Origin of the sequence: Candidatus Pseudomonas phytovorans (assembly GCA_029202525.1) — a bacterium.
GTDB lineage: Bacteria > Pseudomonadota > Gammaproteobacteria > Pseudomonadales > Pseudomonadaceae > Aquipseudomonas > Aquipseudomonas phytovorans.
In genome coordinates this window covers 3,704,969-3,722,744 of sequence record CP119325.1, presented here as the reverse complement: position 1 = coordinate 3,722,744, position 17,776 = coordinate 3,704,969, and the positions used below count along the sequence as shown (strand labels likewise).

General features: G+C 54.4%; 14 protein-coding genes. 4 read left to right on the top strand and 10 right to left on the bottom strand.

The genetic code is table 11. From position 1 onward, the window contains the following. Positions 1-484: 484 nt before the first annotated feature. Entirely contained in the window at positions 485-5,041 is a 4,557-nt protein-coding gene (locus P0Y58_16390) for an ATP-binding protein (protein ID WEK28486.1), read from the top strand. 365 nt (positions 5,042-5,406) lie between these two features. Here the strand turns inward: P0Y58_16390 and P0Y58_16385 are convergent, their stop codons facing one another. Both P0Y58_16385 and P0Y58_16380 read right to left on the bottom strand, forming a co-directional pair. Further along, positions 5,407-5,613, bottom strand: a complete 207-nt coding sequence (locus P0Y58_16385; GenBank protein WEK28485.1) for a hypothetical protein — start codon at positions 5,611-5,613, stop codon at positions 5,407-5,409. 87 nt (positions 5,614-5,700) lie between these two features. Next, complete coding sequence (locus P0Y58_16380; GenBank protein WEK28484.1) at positions 5,701-6,012, bottom strand: helix-turn-helix transcriptional regulator; 312 nt, start codon at positions 6,010-6,012, stop codon at positions 5,701-5,703. An 85-nt stretch (positions 6,013-6,097) separates the two neighbouring features. Between P0Y58_16380 and P0Y58_16375 the strand changes: the two genes are divergently transcribed. Next, entirely contained in the window at positions 6,098-6,541 is a 444-nt protein-coding gene (locus P0Y58_16375; protein WEK28483.1) for a hypothetical protein, read from the top strand. 103 nt (positions 6,542-6,644) lie between these two features. On the opposite strand, the gene P0Y58_16370 is transcribed toward P0Y58_16375, so the two are convergent. From P0Y58_16370 to P0Y58_16355, 4 genes are all read right to left on the bottom strand, one after another. Continuing rightward, positions 6,645-7,040: a hypothetical protein gene (locus P0Y58_16370; GenBank protein WEK28482.1), complete on the bottom strand. Its 396-nt coding sequence runs from the start codon at positions 7,038-7,040 to the stop codon at positions 6,645-6,647. A gap of 2 nt (positions 7,041-7,042) precedes the next feature. Then, entirely contained in the window at positions 7,043-8,875 is a 1,833-nt protein-coding gene (locus P0Y58_16365) for a hypothetical protein (protein WEK28481.1), read from the bottom strand. 274 nt (positions 8,876-9,149) lie between these two features. Then, positions 9,150-10,670, bottom strand: a complete 1,521-nt coding sequence (locus P0Y58_16360; protein WEK28480.1) for a tyrosine-type recombinase/integrase — start codon at positions 10,668-10,670, stop codon at positions 9,150-9,152. A gap of 11 nt (positions 10,671-10,681) precedes the next feature. Next, positions 10,682-11,935: a site-specific integrase gene (locus P0Y58_16355; protein WEK28479.1), complete on the bottom strand. Its 1,254-nt coding sequence runs from the start codon at positions 11,933-11,935 to the stop codon at positions 10,682-10,684. A gap of 309 nt (positions 11,936-12,244) precedes the next feature. Here P0Y58_16355 and rfaD point away from each other — a divergent pair, with 309 nt between their 5' ends. Continuing rightward, positions 12,245-13,276 (top strand): ADP-glyceromanno-heptose 6-epimerase, encoded by a 1,032-nt coding sequence (gene rfaD / locus P0Y58_16350; GenBank protein ID WEK28478.1) that lies wholly within the window; start codon positions 12,245-12,247, stop codon positions 13,274-13,276. A 56-nt stretch (positions 13,277-13,332) separates the two neighbouring features. Here rfaD and P0Y58_16345 read toward each other — a convergent pair whose 3' ends face one another. The 4 genes from P0Y58_16345 to paaY all read right to left on the bottom strand — a co-directional run bounded on the left by P0Y58_16345 (position 13,333) and on the right by paaY (position 16,625). After that, positions 13,333-14,547, bottom strand: coding sequence for a type II toxin-antitoxin system HipA family toxin (locus tag P0Y58_16345; protein ID WEK28477.1), 1,215 nt, complete (start codon positions 14,545-14,547; stop codon positions 13,333-13,335). Further along, entirely contained in the window at positions 14,547-14,891 is a 345-nt protein-coding gene (locus P0Y58_16340; protein WEK28476.1) for a transcriptional regulator, read from the bottom strand. Before P0Y58_16340 ends, P0Y58_16345 begins: the two co-directional genes overlap by 1 nt. Positions 14,892-15,024: 133 nt before the next feature. Further along, positions 15,025-15,948 (bottom strand): phenylacetic acid degradation operon negative regulatory protein PaaX, encoded by a 924-nt coding sequence (gene paaX, locus P0Y58_16335; GenBank protein WEK28475.1) that lies wholly within the window; start codon positions 15,946-15,948, stop codon positions 15,025-15,027. A 77-nt stretch (positions 15,949-16,025) separates the two neighbouring features. Next, positions 16,026-16,625 carry a phenylacetic acid degradation protein PaaY gene (gene paaY, locus P0Y58_16330; protein WEK28474.1) on the bottom strand — a complete coding sequence of 200 codons (600 nt, stop codon included), beginning with the start codon at positions 16,623-16,625 and terminating at the stop codon, positions 16,026-16,028. 352 nt (positions 16,626-16,977) lie between these two features. On the opposite strand from paaY, the gene P0Y58_16325 reads away from it, so the two are divergent. Further along, positions 16,978-17,751 carry a 2,3-dehydroadipyl-CoA hydratase gene (locus P0Y58_16325; GenBank protein WEK28473.1) on the top strand — a complete coding sequence of 258 codons (774 nt, stop codon included), beginning with the start codon at positions 16,978-16,980 and terminating at the stop codon, positions 17,749-17,751. The last annotated feature ends 25 nt before the right edge of the window (positions 17,752-17,776 follow it).

The window sequence follows — 17,776 nt, the reverse complement described above, 5'->3', positions numbered from 1 at the left end:
GCAGCCTCGCTTCTATCTTTCCGCGGCCAGTGGGACGTTCCAACTGCGCGGCAAAATATGGTCTATATCAAGCGCTGATAGGTCTGATGCTTCTCGCCCTTCGCTTTGAACGGATAGCCGTAAACCGCCCTCGGGTTCCGTTAGCAGCGAACAGGTTTTTGCGGTATCCAGCCGGTCAGGATACAACGGTGCGCTGACGCAGGCGTTATGGAAGTCAGCGATCACCGTCATCGGTAGTCGAACGTAATGAAGGATTGCGCTGGGTCGAAGGCAGCGTTCGTGACTAGCAGCTCTTGCCGATTGCGCCCTTCGCCGAGGTCGGCAATCGGCCAGAAGCCGCCGTTCAGTGGTGTCTACGAAACTAGAGGCTATTCATCTTCCATTTATCGTCAAATCATTTCAGCGCATACTCGCCGCTGAGCACCTAGCCCTAATGGGAACAGTGCCCTGTCGATGAAAAATCCGGATCTCAGATGGAAACCCAATGGACTATTCAAAAATCATCGGAAAAGACGACGGGCAAAGATTGTCTTTCGAGGAGCTTGTCTGCCAACTTGCCAGGCGCGACCGCCCCGAGAGCGCCATAGAGTTCAGGCGGATCGAAGGCTCGGGAGGCGACGGCGGGATCGAGAGCTATTGGGTTCTTCAGGACGGTTCTGAGGTCGGTTATCAGGCCAAGTATTATCTTAGATCACGGGATGTCGATTGGAGCAAAATCGACGAGTCGGTAAAGCAGGCTTTGAAATCTCACCCTGAGCTGAAACAGTATGTGATTGCCATTCCCTGTGACCTTACTGATCGCAGCGGGGCGCAGGGCGCAGGGAAAAAAGGGTGGGAGCACTGGAATACGCACAAGCTTGCCTGGGAGGCGCTTTGTGCCCAAAGCAGTATCCCCACGGTTGAGTTCGTGGCCTGGACGGCGTCTGACCTGACAGACAAATTGTTACACCCTACAGCTGAGGGCCTACGAAAGTTTTGGTTTGGCGAGTTGGAGATGTCTGGGCAATGGTTTCGCAAGAATGTAGAACTCGCCGTAGAGTCACTCGATGAGCGATATCACCCGGAAGACCACGTAGAGGTTGGAATCGAGAGCCTCTTTAAAGTGCTCCTTCGCGATGAGGAAGTCACCACCGAACTCACCTCTGCTTTTTCCGCCGTAGCCAAAGCAGCCAAGCTCAGCAATTTCGTAAAAGATGACTCCGACGCCGGGCTCATCGCTGGTATCCAGCGTGTCGAGCAGGAAGCGTCCAAGGCTTCAGCATTCGGCAGCCGATTTAGCTCCGACTCTTGGGAGCCTTGGCCCATTCTCGATTGCGTTGCAGCCTTGTCAGACGCCTCTCATAGCGTCCACGAATTGAAGGGCTGGGCTTGGCAAAATATGCCAAAGTCTGAATCCAGAAGGGATTACTCCTCTTCGGACATGAACTACCTGAACCACAAGCTGGACGAGCTTTCAAATGCTCTCTACGGCTTGAGTTCAAAGCTGGAGGGGAAATTTTATTCCGCTGAGCAAAACCGTTTTGCCCTTTTGACAGGGAAGGCTGGCACAGGCAAATCGCACACACTCGGTACCGTTGCTCAAAAAGCGATTTCAGATGGGCACCCGGTGGTTTTTATTTTGGGGCAGCAATTAGGCTCTCTGGGTTTTTGGAGGCAAGCGACAGAAACACTCGGGCTGGGGACTGTTGAGCCAGAGGTATTCTTGCAGGCCATGAGTTCTGCCGCTGAGGCCGCTCAAAAGCGCGGACTCATTCTGATCGATGCAATCAACGAAGGTGCCGGTGCGCAACTATGGAGGAATGAACTTCCCGCTCTGATCGCCCGAGTCAACGCTTACGAGAACCTCGCTCTTGTCGTCACCTGTCGTACTGAGTACACGCCGTATGTAGTTCCGACAAAAGTGATGGAGACGACAGTTGCCTTCTCCATTCGTGGCTTCGTGACGAATGTAGAGCAGTCGATGGCCGCGAAGGTCTACCTGCACAAGAGAGGCATTTCCCAGCCTGATACGCCTTGGCTTTCCGCTGAATTTGTCAATCCGCTGTTTCTTCGCAGCGCGTGCGTTGCCCTTGCCCGAGACGGTTGTAAGCAATTCCCCAGAGGCCTGCATGGCACGAAGCAGGTTTTTGCATTTTACATCCGTAGTGTCGCGCGAAATCTAGGTGTCGGAAGAGACGGCAGCGAAGATCTGCTCGCTCCTACTACAGCGGCAATCTCGGCCATCGCCAGGTTGATGGCCACAGACAGGCGCGATTACGTGCTTTTGGCCGATGCTGTGCGAATTTCGACGGAGGTGTTTTCGAGTTTTCCTTCCCCACCTTCCATAACCTGGTTTGACGTCCTGCAGAAGAACGGAATTTTTCGACTCGACCCACCACCGCGCCAGCTTGAACTTGATCCATTTGCTCCGGTCGAGGATATCGTGAGATTCAGTTTCCAGCGACTCCAAGACCACCTCATGGCGGATGCGCTGCTCAAGGGTGTGAAGGATCTAGGGCTCGAACTGGAGAAAGGAGTTTTGAGCTTCATTCTTGACGGCGACAGATTCAAATGGGAGTGGGCTGGTCTCGCTGAAGCTTTGTCTATCCAAGTGCCTGAGCGTTTCGGCTCAGAGCTTTTGGATGTGCTTCCGAGGGATATTGATATCTGGATCAACGACGACTCGGTCAGAGGCGCCTTCCTAGAGAGCTTGCGTTGGCGTAGCTCAAACGCTTTCACTGAGCGCACTTGGCGATATTATCAGGCTATCTTGGATGTCGATGATAACCAACTCTACGTGCTGATCGAACTCTGTGCCAACGTTGATCACCCTTGGAACGCTGAACTACTCCACGACATTCTGATTACTAAAACGATGCCAGAGCGTGATGCGTCCTGGACGGTGAAAATCAACGACTTCGATATGGCGGATGGCAGCACGATCCGCCGCCTCCTAGACTGGTGTTTGACCAGTCAGACCGAGAAAACGGATCGGCACGTACAGCTTCTGTGCGGGCTTGCGGTCACGTGGCTGACGGCGTCATCGCATAGAGAAATCAGAGACAAGGCTACCAAGGCGCTATCCGCATTGCTGCTTTCGAAGGTCAAGCTCTACGGTGAACTGTGCGAGAGGTTCGCTGGCCTTGATGATCTCTACGTGATGGAACGGTTGCACGGGGCTGCTTATGGCGCATGTTGTATCGACCCATCTCCAATACGGTTGGAGCAGTATGCCCCGGTAGCTTACCGGATGGTTTTCTCTGAGCAGTGCGTTCCGCTATCGATTATGCTGAGGGACTATGCATCGGGGATTGTTGAGCTGGCTGCCCACCATCGTTGCCTGCCTACCAAGGTCGATCTCAGTGCCTGTAGGCCACCTTATAAATCTCAGCCTGTTCAATTTACTGTTTCACAAGCTCTTCTCGGTGATGTCGCCACAAAAGCTGGAGGTGACGAAATCAAGCGTTCTTGCACTGGCGAAATAAGTGAGTTCGCTGATGAGATCAAGCATCGTGTCAGCTCATTTTCGAGCGTTGCTTTGACTTCTCCAATGCCCTACACACAATCCGAGATGAACGAGCGATTCGATATAGAGGTAATTGCCCCTTACCCAGACAGGCAAGAAATCGTCGATGCGATCAGTGCTCTCCAATTTAATCCGTTCCGATTCTTGCTCCGCCCAGTCGAGGCACTCGAGAAGCTTGAGGAACTTGAGGAACTTGAGGAACTTGAGGAACTTGAGGAGCCCGATGCGCTTGAGGACTGCGAGGCACTCGAGGCGCATGACCACTCCGAGGAGCTTCAGCAGCTAGAGAAGAAGCTTGTAGATCTACTGAATGTTGACGAAAAAAGAAGATTTACCGACGAGTTCAGATGGTGCATCGCCCGCTCGGAAAAATATCCGCGCACGTTGGAAGGTGTCGACATGGCGGCGGCCAAACGGTGGGTCGCAAAGCGCGCCTATGACTTCGGATGGACAGACGAACTCTTCCCATCGGATAGCTCTCACCGTCACAGCTATTCCCGCGACAGGCCACTCTTTGAGCGGATTGGTGCCAAATATGAGTGGCTTGCGCTCGATGAACTCCTTTGCCGGCTAGCCGATAGTAATTGGCTTTCCGAAGCGCGCGTGGATGGAACACGTGATTACCGTTCATCCATCGATCTAGGTTTCCATCGAGACATCGACCCTACTGTTCTTCAAGGGCTGTCCGATGCGAGTGCTGATTTTGTAGATATCTCACCAATTGCTCTCGAGGAAGTATCAGAAGACTGCCTCCAGGAATGGCCGTTCAAGCTTGACCCTAGCCTTGGGATGCCAAGTCTTGTAGGTCGAACCGACGAGGAAGGTGAAAAGTGGCTAGTCCTTTACGAGCATCGCTCCGTGGCGAATCGTTACGATGATGGAGAGAGCCGAGAGCACGGGCTACGACTGAAAGAATGGCGTTTCCTCATGCCTGTCGTTGTCAGGAAAAGAGATCACAAACAGCTGATTCGCTTTCTGAGCACTCAGCGTTCTCTAGATGTTTCGAGGTGGTCGGGACGCAGTTGCACGGACGACGGCTATCTGCTTGAGGCCCCATGGCGCTTTACCTGGGATCAATTAATGTGGACACCTGCCTACTTTCATAACCAAGGTGAGCTCGAGGTGGCATTTCCCTGCCATAAATATCATTGGGAGTCCCATTTGGATGCCTCCCTTCCGGACGGAGCCTCTGCACATTTACCAGCCCCTTGGTTGGCAAATCAGCTTTCCATTACCCCTATGCACTTCGATCCGCGTGTCTATGTGAATGCGCTAGGGAAGCCCCAATTCATCAGCAGCATGGGCCCTGACGATGGTTCACACGCCTACATACGGCAGGACATATTTGAGCGGCTGTTGAAAGATAACGATTTGGCGTGCGTGTGGACGTTTGTAGCGGAGCGAGGCGTGTGGCCAGGCGGAGGAAATTCTCATGCCGCATGGAGACGGTCTGAAGGTGTAGTTTGGTTCGAACGAGGGAAGCCAAAAATGGAGTCATGGAAGGAAGATAGCGGTAATGGTGCAGAAGGTGGCTGAGCGCGGATTATGTCGTTAGCGGCGCTGCATCAACGAAGGAGGGGGGCGGCGAACCTAGTTTGTGATCCATGAGAGGTTCAGCCTCCACTCATTTCTTCAGCTTTTGGATCTGCCGCGCATCGCGCGAATATTCGCATGCAAAATCGGCAGGCGTTCGCATAGTTAGTCACTGGGGGCTTCGGCCTTTGCCGTGCTTTACCCAGTATGCGGACGGCTCCAACTAGGCGTTCAGAACTGACTCTATAATCGACTGGCCGTTAGCAGCCCTCATGATCGGCTGCATTTGGCCGACTTTTGCTGGTGGCGAACGTCCGCTATGGGTCGAAGGCGGCCATTCTCAGGACACAGCTCCGAGTAACTGCCGCTCAATGAGTTGGTCTGCTGCCCTTACCGAAAGCCTTCATCTGGTAGTCGGTTATCGCCTGGTAAAGAGACTCCGCAATCAGACGCAACCTTTCCACTTCAGTTACTGGCGCGCCTGCGTCCCGAGCCTCGTGGTAGCGGCGCATTGCCTCAACTGCCTCGGCGTACGCCGGGTGATCGGGAGGCAAGATTTCGGGCGGTTTGGGCATAAGTGGTCCGACGTTAGTGATTCGACTCTGGCAGGCTGCCGGTTTTCGACAGCTGTGAGTCTACCATCGCGTGACAAAGGGAGTCTGTCAGGAGTTTGAGACGCTCCCATCAGCTTCTTGTCTCATATCGCTTGGCAGTTCCGTTCGTATTTGGGAAAACAGACGGTCAAGGGTGTTCGAATTCTCTCGGAGAAGATAACAGCCCACGAGAATGGTCAGTGGATGTACGTCCAGTACAGATGCTAGCTCGTCCACCTTGTCGATGGTGGGGCTCTTCAGACCGCGCTCAAGCGAGCTGAGGTAGGTACGGCTACTGACGTCAGAAAAGTCCTCCTGCGAAAGCTTCCTAACCGAACGCAGCTGCTTCAGAGCCGCACCAAACGCCTGTTTCAGTTCCATATTGCCGATCTCGCAAAAGGAACGATGAAGCCTTTACGCGCCCTATAGGGCTACAATCTATAGTGTTCATATTTGAGGCGGCGCCATGTTCATCACTCATAAACAAGCAGAGCTGGCCCTCGGTGAGCTTCTCGGGGACGGATCCACCCAGTGCTGGCAGTACGTTGAACAGACCACACATTGCCCCTGGTTTTATGTCAAAGTTGCCTTCCAGCAGGACAACGAAGCATTCACCAGCATGCTTATGCTGCCTAGCATTTCATCACTTGAGCAGGTGATTAGTGAACAAACGGCCGGCCTCCGGCTGCTGGATGTGCAGCTGGTTTCTCCAGGCTATCTGAACGGCAGTGATGGGTGGATGATGGAGAAACTGTTGGAGTTACGCGAAACGGTTGATGACATCCGTGAGGAAGCGGTCTACGTGTACAGCTTGGAGGGAGGAAAAATCTACACTGAAGGCTTGGGCTCGGCCGAAGCTGATACAAAAAGTGTCCGGATCATTTTTTCGCACTCACCGGCATCGCGGTAACTGGCTACTCTGCGCGATCAGACGCCGAATGGCTTTCTGACTCACGAGGAGTAAGGCGACCTCGGTTGCCTGCGACGGAGGCTATCTTTGAAAATTTTTGAAATTACAGCTTTCGAAATGGAGTCAAAATGCTCTCGACATCGACTCCCTTAACCAAGCAGTTCTGCGCAATTGTCGTCAGTGCTTCATAGAGCTGATCAAGCTGCTTTCTCAAATCGCAATTTTCCTCTTGCAAATGCGCGACACGCTCTTCGAGGCTTCTTCGGCGTCGGGTACCGTCTGGATCTCTTCCACTCTCCTTGAGTTGAGCGATACGCGCGGACTCAATACGACGGCCTCTGTCGCCCACTAGAGTACCTCGGCTCGTGAGGCCTAATCGGCGCAGCACTTCAGGGCGAGAAATAGGCGCAAGCTCCAACCCCTCGCTAATCATCTGAGCGAGGAGGGCGTCGATCGCCTCGTCCAAACTGCTGCCTCTCAAGGTGTATCGTTGCGCCATCGTTACCTCTCATCATCCGAAACCGAACTGCGCCGTCTGCCTGTGTCTACAACGACCATTGGACGCCCATTTGGAAACACCTGTTGTACACCTACCCCTGTACCGCGCGCCAAGACGGACTTTAGTCTGTTGAGTTTATCTTCCTGGTCCGATAGCCATACATCGCTGCCAGCCTCTCCGGTGCCCGCATCTCTCATGATGGCAATCGCGGTCATTAGACGCTCGGCTTGCCTCTCAAGGTTCCTCCGCTCCATGGGGGTTCCCATCAGATGGAGATGGGAGCAGCCATTCCAGCATTGAAGATGCTTAGGGCAGGGGGCCTGAGAGAAATCATGTATGCAACCGCCGAAAGGTGTCACGTGCAGTGCCGTGGCATGTATGGTGAGGAAAGCTTCTGCCGTAATTGGGCCTTTCTCTTTGAGTAGTGAGTGATAGCTGTCGGTGAGTGCGCCCTGAATGTCACCCTTCCTAATCCCTGAATGAAGAAAATCGATGCGCTCCTGATAGCTGTTGAACGCTAGAAAACCATGATGGGACTCCATATCCTCTTCTATACTGGTGTGCTGATAAAACCTGTTCTGCTCTAGCCGTTTTCTCCCCAAGGCCAGGGCTTGCTGAACATCGCTCATGCCAGCGAGATGATAGATCGTATTTCGCCAATGACGGGGCTGGTGGCTCGTCAGACGAATTGGAGATCCATCCACTTCTACCAATGATCGCCGGGCAAATATAGATGGGGATCGAGGATCTGCACCAAGTGCTCGGTTTATATCTGTTAGTGTTACCCGTCTTGGAATGGCGCGAAATACATTGTTCTCTCGACCGTTAAAACGAAATTGTCCATCGAAGGCAATGCCCAATACTTCGCTGGTTTTGAGCACTATGCGCAACTGGCCCTGAACATTTTCTGTCAGTGCTGCATGGCCGGAGAGCTTCGGGGCCATCAAATGCTCAATTTCACCTGCAACATATCGCCTTCCTACTTTCCGCCGGTTACGATAATCAAATTCTTCTTCGATAGGGTGAATGCCGTTTCGGGATAAATACAGATAGAGGTGTTTGCCGTATTCTCTTTCGTTACTAAATCCTAGCCACTCCATTACTTGAGCATCAGTAATCAGTTGTTGAGGCGGATAAGACCAGATTCGACCTGGATTGTCTTCTTGCCACTTAGCGATTGCCCGCTGCTCCGCAGTTAACACTTTCAGTCGCTCAACTGCGCGCCTGGCCATGTGAACATCGCTTTCAGCAAGCCAGTGAACGCGTGATTGAAATTGTTTTTCGGCAAAGTAGCGAATACCGAATTCAATGATGGGACTACCATGGGCATCCATCACCGTCTCACCCAGCGATCCTTTTATCGAGCGTTGCACCCAGCAGTCGTATGGGATTACTGAAATTTCATTCCCGCGCTGACCTGTCACGATCAACAAATCAATAACTCGCAGTAGAATTTCCTCTCCTTCACTTAGAGGGTTATTTGAGCATAGGGCATAGGCTTCCATTGCCTCACGCGAGGGCAAGCGCTCATCAGATTTTCGCTTTTTTACCGCTCGATCCGTATCGTGCAACGATATATAGTCGTGGCGGCGCCTCTCTGGCCTTGCGTCATGCTCAAAGTGGATGGCGATCTCAGTTAGCTGTAGTTTATCAATTGTATCAGCTATCACTTGAAGGTGAGAGGTCGCGTCGTAAAGGTTTTTGTAGCCACTTTCTCGGAGAAATTCTACGACGCGTTCGAAATCACCTCGCGTTAAGTGCGTGGGGTCGGATGCGTCGCGTTCAAACAAAGGATTGTAGAGGCGTCGGACCGCAATATTGTATGCAGCCACCATCGAGAACCTCAAATTCCGAGTTCGTTGTAAATACACAATTATTGCTTTGCTAAAACTTTGGAAAGTGAAGGGGAGTGGCCCCTTAGGTGGGGCAGGATATCCCACCCTATCTAGGGACTGTCGATGCGTTTCGAAGGTAAGAGCATGTTGCTTATCCCTTTGTGGTAACCAGCATTCAACGCCCCAAACCGGTACCTCCCACGGGCTCGAAACTGGTAATGACTGAAAAAACGCTTGTTCCTGGTTTATGAAGCGTTCGAGACTCTGCCTTGCCCTAGACGTCGTCATCGTTGGCATCCTCCATATGCTGCCGGCAGCGCTCGATCGTAGCGCTTACTGCCAGAATGGTGGTCTGGTGCTGGGCGAGAGGCCGGTTGTGAATGAGGTCTCCGGCTTGTTCTGCCATATCTATGAACCGTTGCGCTTCTCGTTGCAGTGCCTCTTTTACCTGCTCATGGCGGCCGTCAGCAAAGGGGTGAAATTTCTTGCAGGTGTAGCAGGCGTAGACAGGATTGTAGGGGCAGTGAGTATGCACGGGGAGGGCACATGCACCGATGTTCCCGATGTACTGCGTGTCTATTACGCCACGGATCACTCTTTCGGTAGATGTATCGCGGCGTTGTATGACTTCCCCCGTCAAGAAACTGCGCATAATGCGTTGATAGACGGGACTCTTGCCGAGTGCTTTCTCTTTGATCCGGGCAATGTTGGGGGTTGCGGTTACATACGCACGCGCCGCAACCGTACTGTTGTGCCCTAGCAGTTCGGCAATCATATCTGCCGGAGTTCCCTGGTCTGCCAAGCCTTGCCCAAGGTGATGACGCAGCAACATGGTTACCTGCTTCGGCCTGTCTATCCCAGCTTCACGTAGCTCGTGTTTGAGGCATGTCCCAATCTCAGTTACAGACATGCGACTTCCATCAGAGCCCACAAACATTGCCTCGCAGTTTTCACCAAAGAGGTGCCTTATTCCAGAAACGTGCTGGGAAATCTTATCCCCCAGTTTGGTCGTTATTTTGCGTGGTCGTCGCTCAGGTCTGCGCTGCCTGAACTTTTTGGCCATGGGTAGCCACAGCGTATAGTAGACACTATGATTACAATCCTCGATGACTTCAAAGTCTGCGATATCTAGCGAATGAAACTGAATTGCGCGTGGTGCGAGTTCAAATCCTAAGTGAAGTAACACATTAATCTGGGTGTTTTCCCATGAGCTAGGCGTAGCTTCTTGCTCAATGCGTTTGAGTAGTTGAGCCTCCTCAGATATTTCCAGGCAAGACTGTGAGAGGTAGATTCGATCATATGGGGCAACTCTGCTTGATTTGATCTCCTTGATTATCAGGTAGGTATTTAAGTCAAAACCTTCAATGCCTCTACCAACTGCCCAGCGATAGAATATGCGGAAACCTACAAGATCGTGTCTTGACTTTCTCAAACTTTCTATGGTGGTGATTAGGAGTGACTTACCCCAAGGGAGGCCACTTGCCAGATCTGTCTTAGATAACTTATGAAAGAGATTTGCAAACATTTGCGCCGTTCTCGGGGCATATTTCTCAAGTGCGTAAGCCATAAAACTTTTGCAAATTTCCATGAGGTCAGAACTAAATTTTAGCGCCACCCAATCGACTTTCATTGCAAGGCCACCGTCATACCACGTCCAAACGCTCAATCGAGTATCTACGTACTTTGGCTGGTCATTCGTGCGAGTTCGAATGGCAACCTGATCCGGTCCCTCGAATACGTAAGCGGGTAAAGAGGAGGAGGGTGACGTGTCTTCTTGATCGACTAATTTGGTCACGATGAGCCTCCTTAATTGTCAAGCCGGCTCCAGGCTGCCGAGGTGCGCTGGGCGTTATGGCGGCTGGCCGACTCGGCTAGATAGCGACTGGCATAACGGCGTGGCATAGCCGACGTATCAGACCAACCGCAGATTCGTCGCAGCTCGTCCGAGGCGCGTTCGAGATCATGCCCACGTTGTTCGACCAGGTAAGCCAAAAAACGGTCGGCGAAGGTGTGGCGGAAGTCATGAGCGGAAAGTGTAGGCAACAAGCCGGGATGAGCCAGTTCAATGGTCAGAAACAGCCGGTCGAGGACGTTAGACAATGCGCGGATCGACAGCGGGCGGCCTCGGTCGGAGATGAACAGATAGCGGTACAGCAATTTCATCGGTTTACCGTTACGGAGTGGACGTCGCTCGCTCTGAATGTAGCGTTCGTAAACTTCATACAACTGTGTGGAGATACCGACAGTCCGCCCGTGTGTTTTCAGTGCAGGCTCTTCAGCGCGCGGGTCGCCCGGGTCATGTTCGCGGTCATTGATGCTCACGTAAGCATGCTGAGAACCCTGATTGATATCGGTGGTATAGAGCTTTAGAAGCTCCCCGCGACGGATACCCGTCTCCAGCAGCAATTCAATCATTAGCCAATTGCGCAACTGCATTCGTTCCGGAAAAGGATTCTTCGCAGCGCCAGGGACAATCAGTGTCCGTATGGTCTGGAGTTGCGTGTCTGTAAGGCTGCGGTAACGAGCGCGGTCTGGCCGAACATTGGTGATATGGCTCTCAAAGCGCCGCTCAATGATGTCAGCGACATCTGCAAATGCTACCTCGATGTTTGCCAGGGTGGTTGAGCTCTGACGGGCGCGCGGGATGTATCGGCAGACACACCAGGACAGGTATTGCTTCAAGAGCCGCAGGTACTGGTCACGAGTACGCGGATCGATCTGCGGAAAAGAATCCATTTTAGCTATCCCGATTCGAGCGACCAGATTATCGGCCTGGCGGCCGCTTTGGAGCCAGATTGCGTAACCATCCAGTAGTGCCAGAATCGCTTCAAAGTGACCGTCCAAGATGGCCTCATCGGCATCGAGCTTTCGACTTTCGGCATAGCTGTAGAAAGCCTGGATCGCACGAAGATGCGCTGCGGCAGTGTTGTAGGCACGATGCCTGAGCTTGAGCTGGACGTAGATGAATGGAACGAGGATGGGCAACGGTGCCACCAAGCCATCCTGCACCAGCAGAGGCACGCGCTGACCAGACGAGAAACGACACTGAATCAGTTTCATTGGCAGCCACCCCGTGGAAATGCGCACCATGAACAGTAGGACATGGCCCTTTAAGAGAGTGGACGTAGGCAGCAGATTTGTCGAATCAGCGAGTTACGGGGCTCGTGAACAATCTCAACATGATCTGTCGTTTAACATAATATGCATTATCCGAACATTCGTATTTCAGCAGTGCGCCGTGGCTGGCCAGATGTCGAGCTGCTCAAGGGCGTCACTCATCAGGACCGGCACATTCATTGATCCAGGTTAAAGCTGGCTCGCGTTGCCTTGATTAAAATGCGGGCTCCGCACCCTAACGGGGAATCTGACATGACCATCATCGTAACCGGCGCTGCAGGGTTTATCGGTAGCAATCTCGTTCAGGCGCTCAACCAGCGCAACGAAACGCAGATCATAGCCGTCGACGACCTGACCGATGGCGACAAATTCCGCAACCTGGCCGTCAGTGAGATTGCCGACTACCTGGACAAGGACGACTTTCTCGATCGCTTTGCTCGTGGTGAATTTGGCAAGGTGCGCGCTGTGCTGCACCAAGGTGCATGTTCAAGCACCGTCGAAGGTGACGGTCGTTTCATGATGGATAACAACTACCGGTTCAGTCGAGAATTGCTGGCGTCTGCTCAGCGCCAACGGATCCCGCTGTTGTATGCGTCATCAGCAGCTGTATACGGCGCAGGCCAGGATTTTCGCGAACAACGTGAGTGCGAGCATCCGCTAAATGTTTATGGCTATTCCAAGTTCCTGTTCGATCAACAAGTACGCCGGCAACTGACGACAGCGCACAGCCAGATCGTCGGTTTGCGCTATTTCAACGTCTACGGGCCCCATGAACAGCACAAAGGTGCCATGGCGTCAGTGGCCCTGCACTGCTTCAACCAGTACCAGGCCCGAGGAAAAGTCAGCCTGTTTGGCAGCTATGGGGACTATCCCAGTGGTGGACATCTGCGGGATTTTGTCTCTGTCGATGATGTGGTCAAGGTCAATATGTTCTTCCTTGAGCGCCCACATTTAAGCGGTATCTTCAATGTTGGTAGCGGCCGCGCCCAGCCATTCAATGACGTTGCATTGGCTGTGATCAATCGGCTGCGCGAGCAACAAGACCATCCCCCGTTGTCACTTGAGATGGCCTTGCTTGAGGGGATACTGGAGTACGGCGAATTTCCTGATCATTTGCGTGGCAAATACCAGTGTTACACCTGCGCCGACCTGGAGCGCTTGCGCGCTGCTGGTTACAAGGCACCTACATTGACAGTCCAGCAAGGCGTAGCCCGCTACTGCGACTGGTTGCAGGGTATCCAAAGCCCGCCGCCTGCTCCATTCAAGCAGACGGCGGCAGCTTGATTGCAGATAACTACACTAAATAGTCATTTAGCGTAGTTATCAAAGTATGCGTTTATCTAGCTCAGCATACGCACAGAACTTGCCGCATCACAGGCCATATCCAGGTCAGTACCCGACAGCGCCTTCGCGTAATGATCTTTCAACTCGTGCTCCCAGCTAGCCACCTGTTCAAGCAAGTGTTCGGCGTGATCCCGTTCCAGTGCAAAATGTGCATGGTGGCTGAGCAGATTGCTTCGGCTCACCTGGCTGCCCTCTCGACCAACCGCCATAGCCAAGGCCTTTGCGGGCCCCTCATCTAGCATGGGCAATACGTCGTACATCGGTGAAAGGCGCCACGCCCCACCAACCCATATAATTGCATGGTTACGCGGATGATCGTCGGAGTTGCCTACCAAGGCGTTGTAACACATGCGCCTGAATAGCTCCTGCAGGTCGCTTTGCGGCACGCCGCGCCGACGCATCTCGTCTGCCACGGCGGCATAGCGCCAATCCCTGTGGTGCGGGCCATTCCACTCCGAATCAAGCAAGGTCAGTGCGCTGAGCATTGGTATGCGCCGGGCGCCTTCGGCAATAGGCGTACGGTCAAAGCGTTCGATCAGTAATGTGGAAGGATTTTCGGCATGCAGTGCGGTGCGCGCCACGTTGATGCCCTTCCCTGCCGCAAATGTCATGCAGGCATACTCGATCGTCGGCAAGTCGTAGTGGTCAAACCGATCACGCGGCTTGGCCAGAATCAACATCCCATTGTCCTGGAGGGTACGTTTCGGTCGTGCGCCACCCAAAGCGGAGCGTTGCTGGCGTACATTCAGCGCGGCAGTCGATTCGCTGTCGATTTGCCCGTCATACACTGCTTCGCAAGCGGCAACGAATTTTGCCAGCCCTTTCAGGCTTGGTACGGCACCTTCACCAATGCCTTCAGCAGGGGTTGTGGCAGTGCCGGCCATCAGGTTGCCGATGCGGTCGTTGTTTGGTGACTTGAGCAGAAAGTCGATCGTGCCCAGGTCTTGGCTGTACGCCCGGTGTAGCAACCTCTCACCCCAACCGTCGGGCATGGCGTCGTTGATGAAGCCAGGTACCCCGCGGTTTTTGGAAATGCCTGTATAGGCTTCGGCACGCAGGGGGTAGTTGATCGGGTCAGGTACCCAGCCGCCACGTGCCACCTGATCCGGGGCATACAGGAATTCACCCAGCTTGCCTTTCAGCGTAAGCCGGCCAAGGGTCAGGACCTCGCCCGTTTCCGGGTGCTCCATATAGATGTAGGCGCGGGACATCAGAACTCCTCAGGCTTGGGTTTAGCCAACCGCACGCGCCTGGATGCGATACCTTGAAGCACATCGTCGTTCTGAGTGAACAGTGTGACCTGTGAGCTTTTTTCGAGGCCCTCCAGCGATGAGAACACCGTATCGCTGATACCCAACCGCCACAGCACCAGCATGAATGACCGCAGGTCTACCAGCTCGGAACCGCTTTCGATCTTGCGCAGCGTGTGCGCAGAAACGTCGATGGCTGCCTTTATGTCGGCCTGGCGCAGGCCTAGTGCAAGGCGACGCGCCTTCACCAATAGCCCTATCTTACTGAGCGTGTCGGCACATGCGACGGGAAAATAGCCCGACATAATGTTCACCATTATTAACATTAAAATACTTAAGGTTAACCATAGCACATATTAAGTCATGGGTTTTTCAGGTTGGCACTTATAGAGGTAAGCCTTATCAAGGATAAGGCGCTCCCATGTCAGCTTGAGTGAGTCAGGCCAACCCACCAAAACGCTTGTAAAAACTCTCGTTCACGTCCGGCAATGGCCCGTCTGCCGTCTCCAGCGCTGCGTTCAGCCATTCCTCTGCCTTGGCAAACACAAGGCGATACAGGTTGCGGCACAACTGTCGCGCAGCCCGCCCCTCCCAATCCCCTGGCAGCAGCTCGTCTGGCAGTTGCGGATCACGCAACAGCAGGCGGCGGTACTCGTGAATCAACAGCGTACGGGCCAGAAAGCAATCCTGGGCATCGAGCAGCTGCTGCTCTTTCAAGCTCTGCCACAGCGGCCTGAACAGCTGGATGAACTCACTGTACTGTTGCCCCAGCTCCTCGATACGCCAGCTTTCGCGCACCTGGGCACGCATGGCCTTGGACGCGAGCACTTCCTGGGTATGGGTTTCGAATACGATACTGTCGTCGCTGGCTTCCAGGTCTCGCAAGGTTGCGGCCAGATCAGCGCGGTCTGCGCGTGGGCAGCCAAGCAGGTTCGGCGCCATGATGCCAAACCCCTGCCATTCCAGCTCCTCGCGCAAGGCCTTGCGCTTGCCGGCCTCAAGTTGCGACAGCAACACCAGCGTCCAGGCGCCGTCCCAGGCTGGTTGGCTGGGGCTGTAGACCCGCTTGAAGGCTTTTTCGAAGCGACGCCGACCCGTGCCTGTGAGGCTGTAGTAACTACGCCGGCCGACTTTTTCAGCGGTGAGCCAACCCTCTTTGGTGAGGCGAAAAATCGAGGTGCGGATCAGCCGTTCATTGATACCTATCGGCTCCAGCAGGTTGATCAGGCTACCCAGCCAGACGGTCCCGCCGTGGGGCTCGATGGCATCGCCGTACAAGGTGATGATCAGGGAGCTGGCGCGGATCGGCGTCTGCTCCTGAAAGCGAGTGATCAGGTTGTTCAGTGGGGCAAGATTGCTCATGGGCGAACTGTGCGCGGATAAAGCACCGACTATACCTGTGCGGCGGGCCGCCTGACCATTGCGTGACGCTACCAGGCTCATGCTGTTGCCTGCCCTTTAGGCCTGACGCCGGTGTCTTCCATGCGCGGCCGGCCTGGTTCGGCTTCGGTCAGTGGCGGGCATTCGACCATGGTGTTCATGCAGCGCTGCGCCAGGTGCTGGTACTCCGCCGTGCCGCGCTGTTTCCAGTCCAACTCCTGTTGGCTCAGGGGTCGTTTAACCTGGGCCGGCGACCCCATCACCAGGCTTTGCGCTTCACACCCGAAGCCGGCTTTGACAAACGCGGTCGCCGCGACGATGCAGCGTGATGCGATATGGGCACCATCCATCACCACCGCATTCATGCCAATCAAGGCGTCCTCCCCCACTCGGCAGCCGTGCAGCACCGCGCCATGACCGACGTGTCCGTTGCGCTCTACGACCGTGTCACCACCCGGAAAGCCGTGCATTACACAGGTGTCCTGCAGGTTGGCGCCCTCCTCCAGCACGATCCGGCCGAAATCGCCCCTCAGTGATGCCAGGGGGCCAATGTAGCAACGAGGGCCAACGATGACATCGCCGATCAGTACTGCGCTTGGGTGCACGTAGGCTGTCGGGTGAACCACGGGCGTCAGGCCGTCCAGTCGATAGCAAGGCATGGAAGCTCCAGAAATGATTTGAAATGTTGCCTTTCCTTGTATCACAAAAATTATGACGATCAAACGCCGCAATCGTGTATCGCTTTTCGTCCTGCAGAATAAACCCACAAAAAACGCTAATTTTCGTGAAAATGCTAATTAAAATACGGATATCAGTAATGACTGACAGCATTGCGGATCTTCCGATCCATGCGCAAAGAGATACTGCATATCGCTATCCGTATTGCATTCGCGTATCACATGATGCATATACTGACCTCACCTGGTCGTGATCCAGCATCACCACCCTGCAAACAATTCCAAGAAATGCCGGCCCCACGATGTGCCGTGCGTGCAGCCAGAGGAACACGACATGCCGCGATATCTCGATGTGCGGGCGCCGGAAAACGGCGTTCAGCTCATAACCCTGCAACGGCCCGAGGCACTGAACGCCCTGTGCACCGAGTTACTGGCAGAGCTGGCCACTGCGCTGGATGCAGCCGCACAGAATGACCAGACGGGCGCTGTGGTGGTGACCGGCAGCCGCAAGGCATTCGCCGCAGGCGCTGACATTGGTGAGATGGCCGAGCGCGACCTGGTTGGCATCCTCAATGACCCTCGGGTAGCTCACTGGCAACGTATCGCCGCCTTTTCCAAGCCACTGATTGCTGCAGTCAACGGCTATGCCCTGGGTGGTGGCTGCGAGCTGGTGATGTGCGCCGACATCGTTATCGCCGGTACCGACGCCCGCTTCGGCCAGCCGGAGATCAACCTCGGCATCATCCCCGGCGCCGGCGGCACCCAGCGCCTGTTGCGTGCCGTCGGTAAGCCGCTGGCCATGCAGATGGTGCTGACCGGTGAAGCGATCACCGCCAACCACGCCCAGCAAGCCGGCTTGGTCAGCGAAGTTACCCAGCCCGAATTCACCGTAGAACGCGCGCTGCAGGTCGCCCGCAGCATCGCTGCCAAGGCGCCGCTGGCCGTGCGCCTGGCCAAGGAGGCGCTACTGAAGGCAGGTGATACCGACCTGGCCAGCGGTCTGCGCTTTGAGCGCCATGCATTCACCCTGCTGGCGGGCACGGCCGACCGTGACGAAGGTATTCGCGCCTTCCAGGAAAAGCGCCAGGCCCGCTTCCAAGGCCGCTGATCATCTACCCCTCGACCGACGGAGC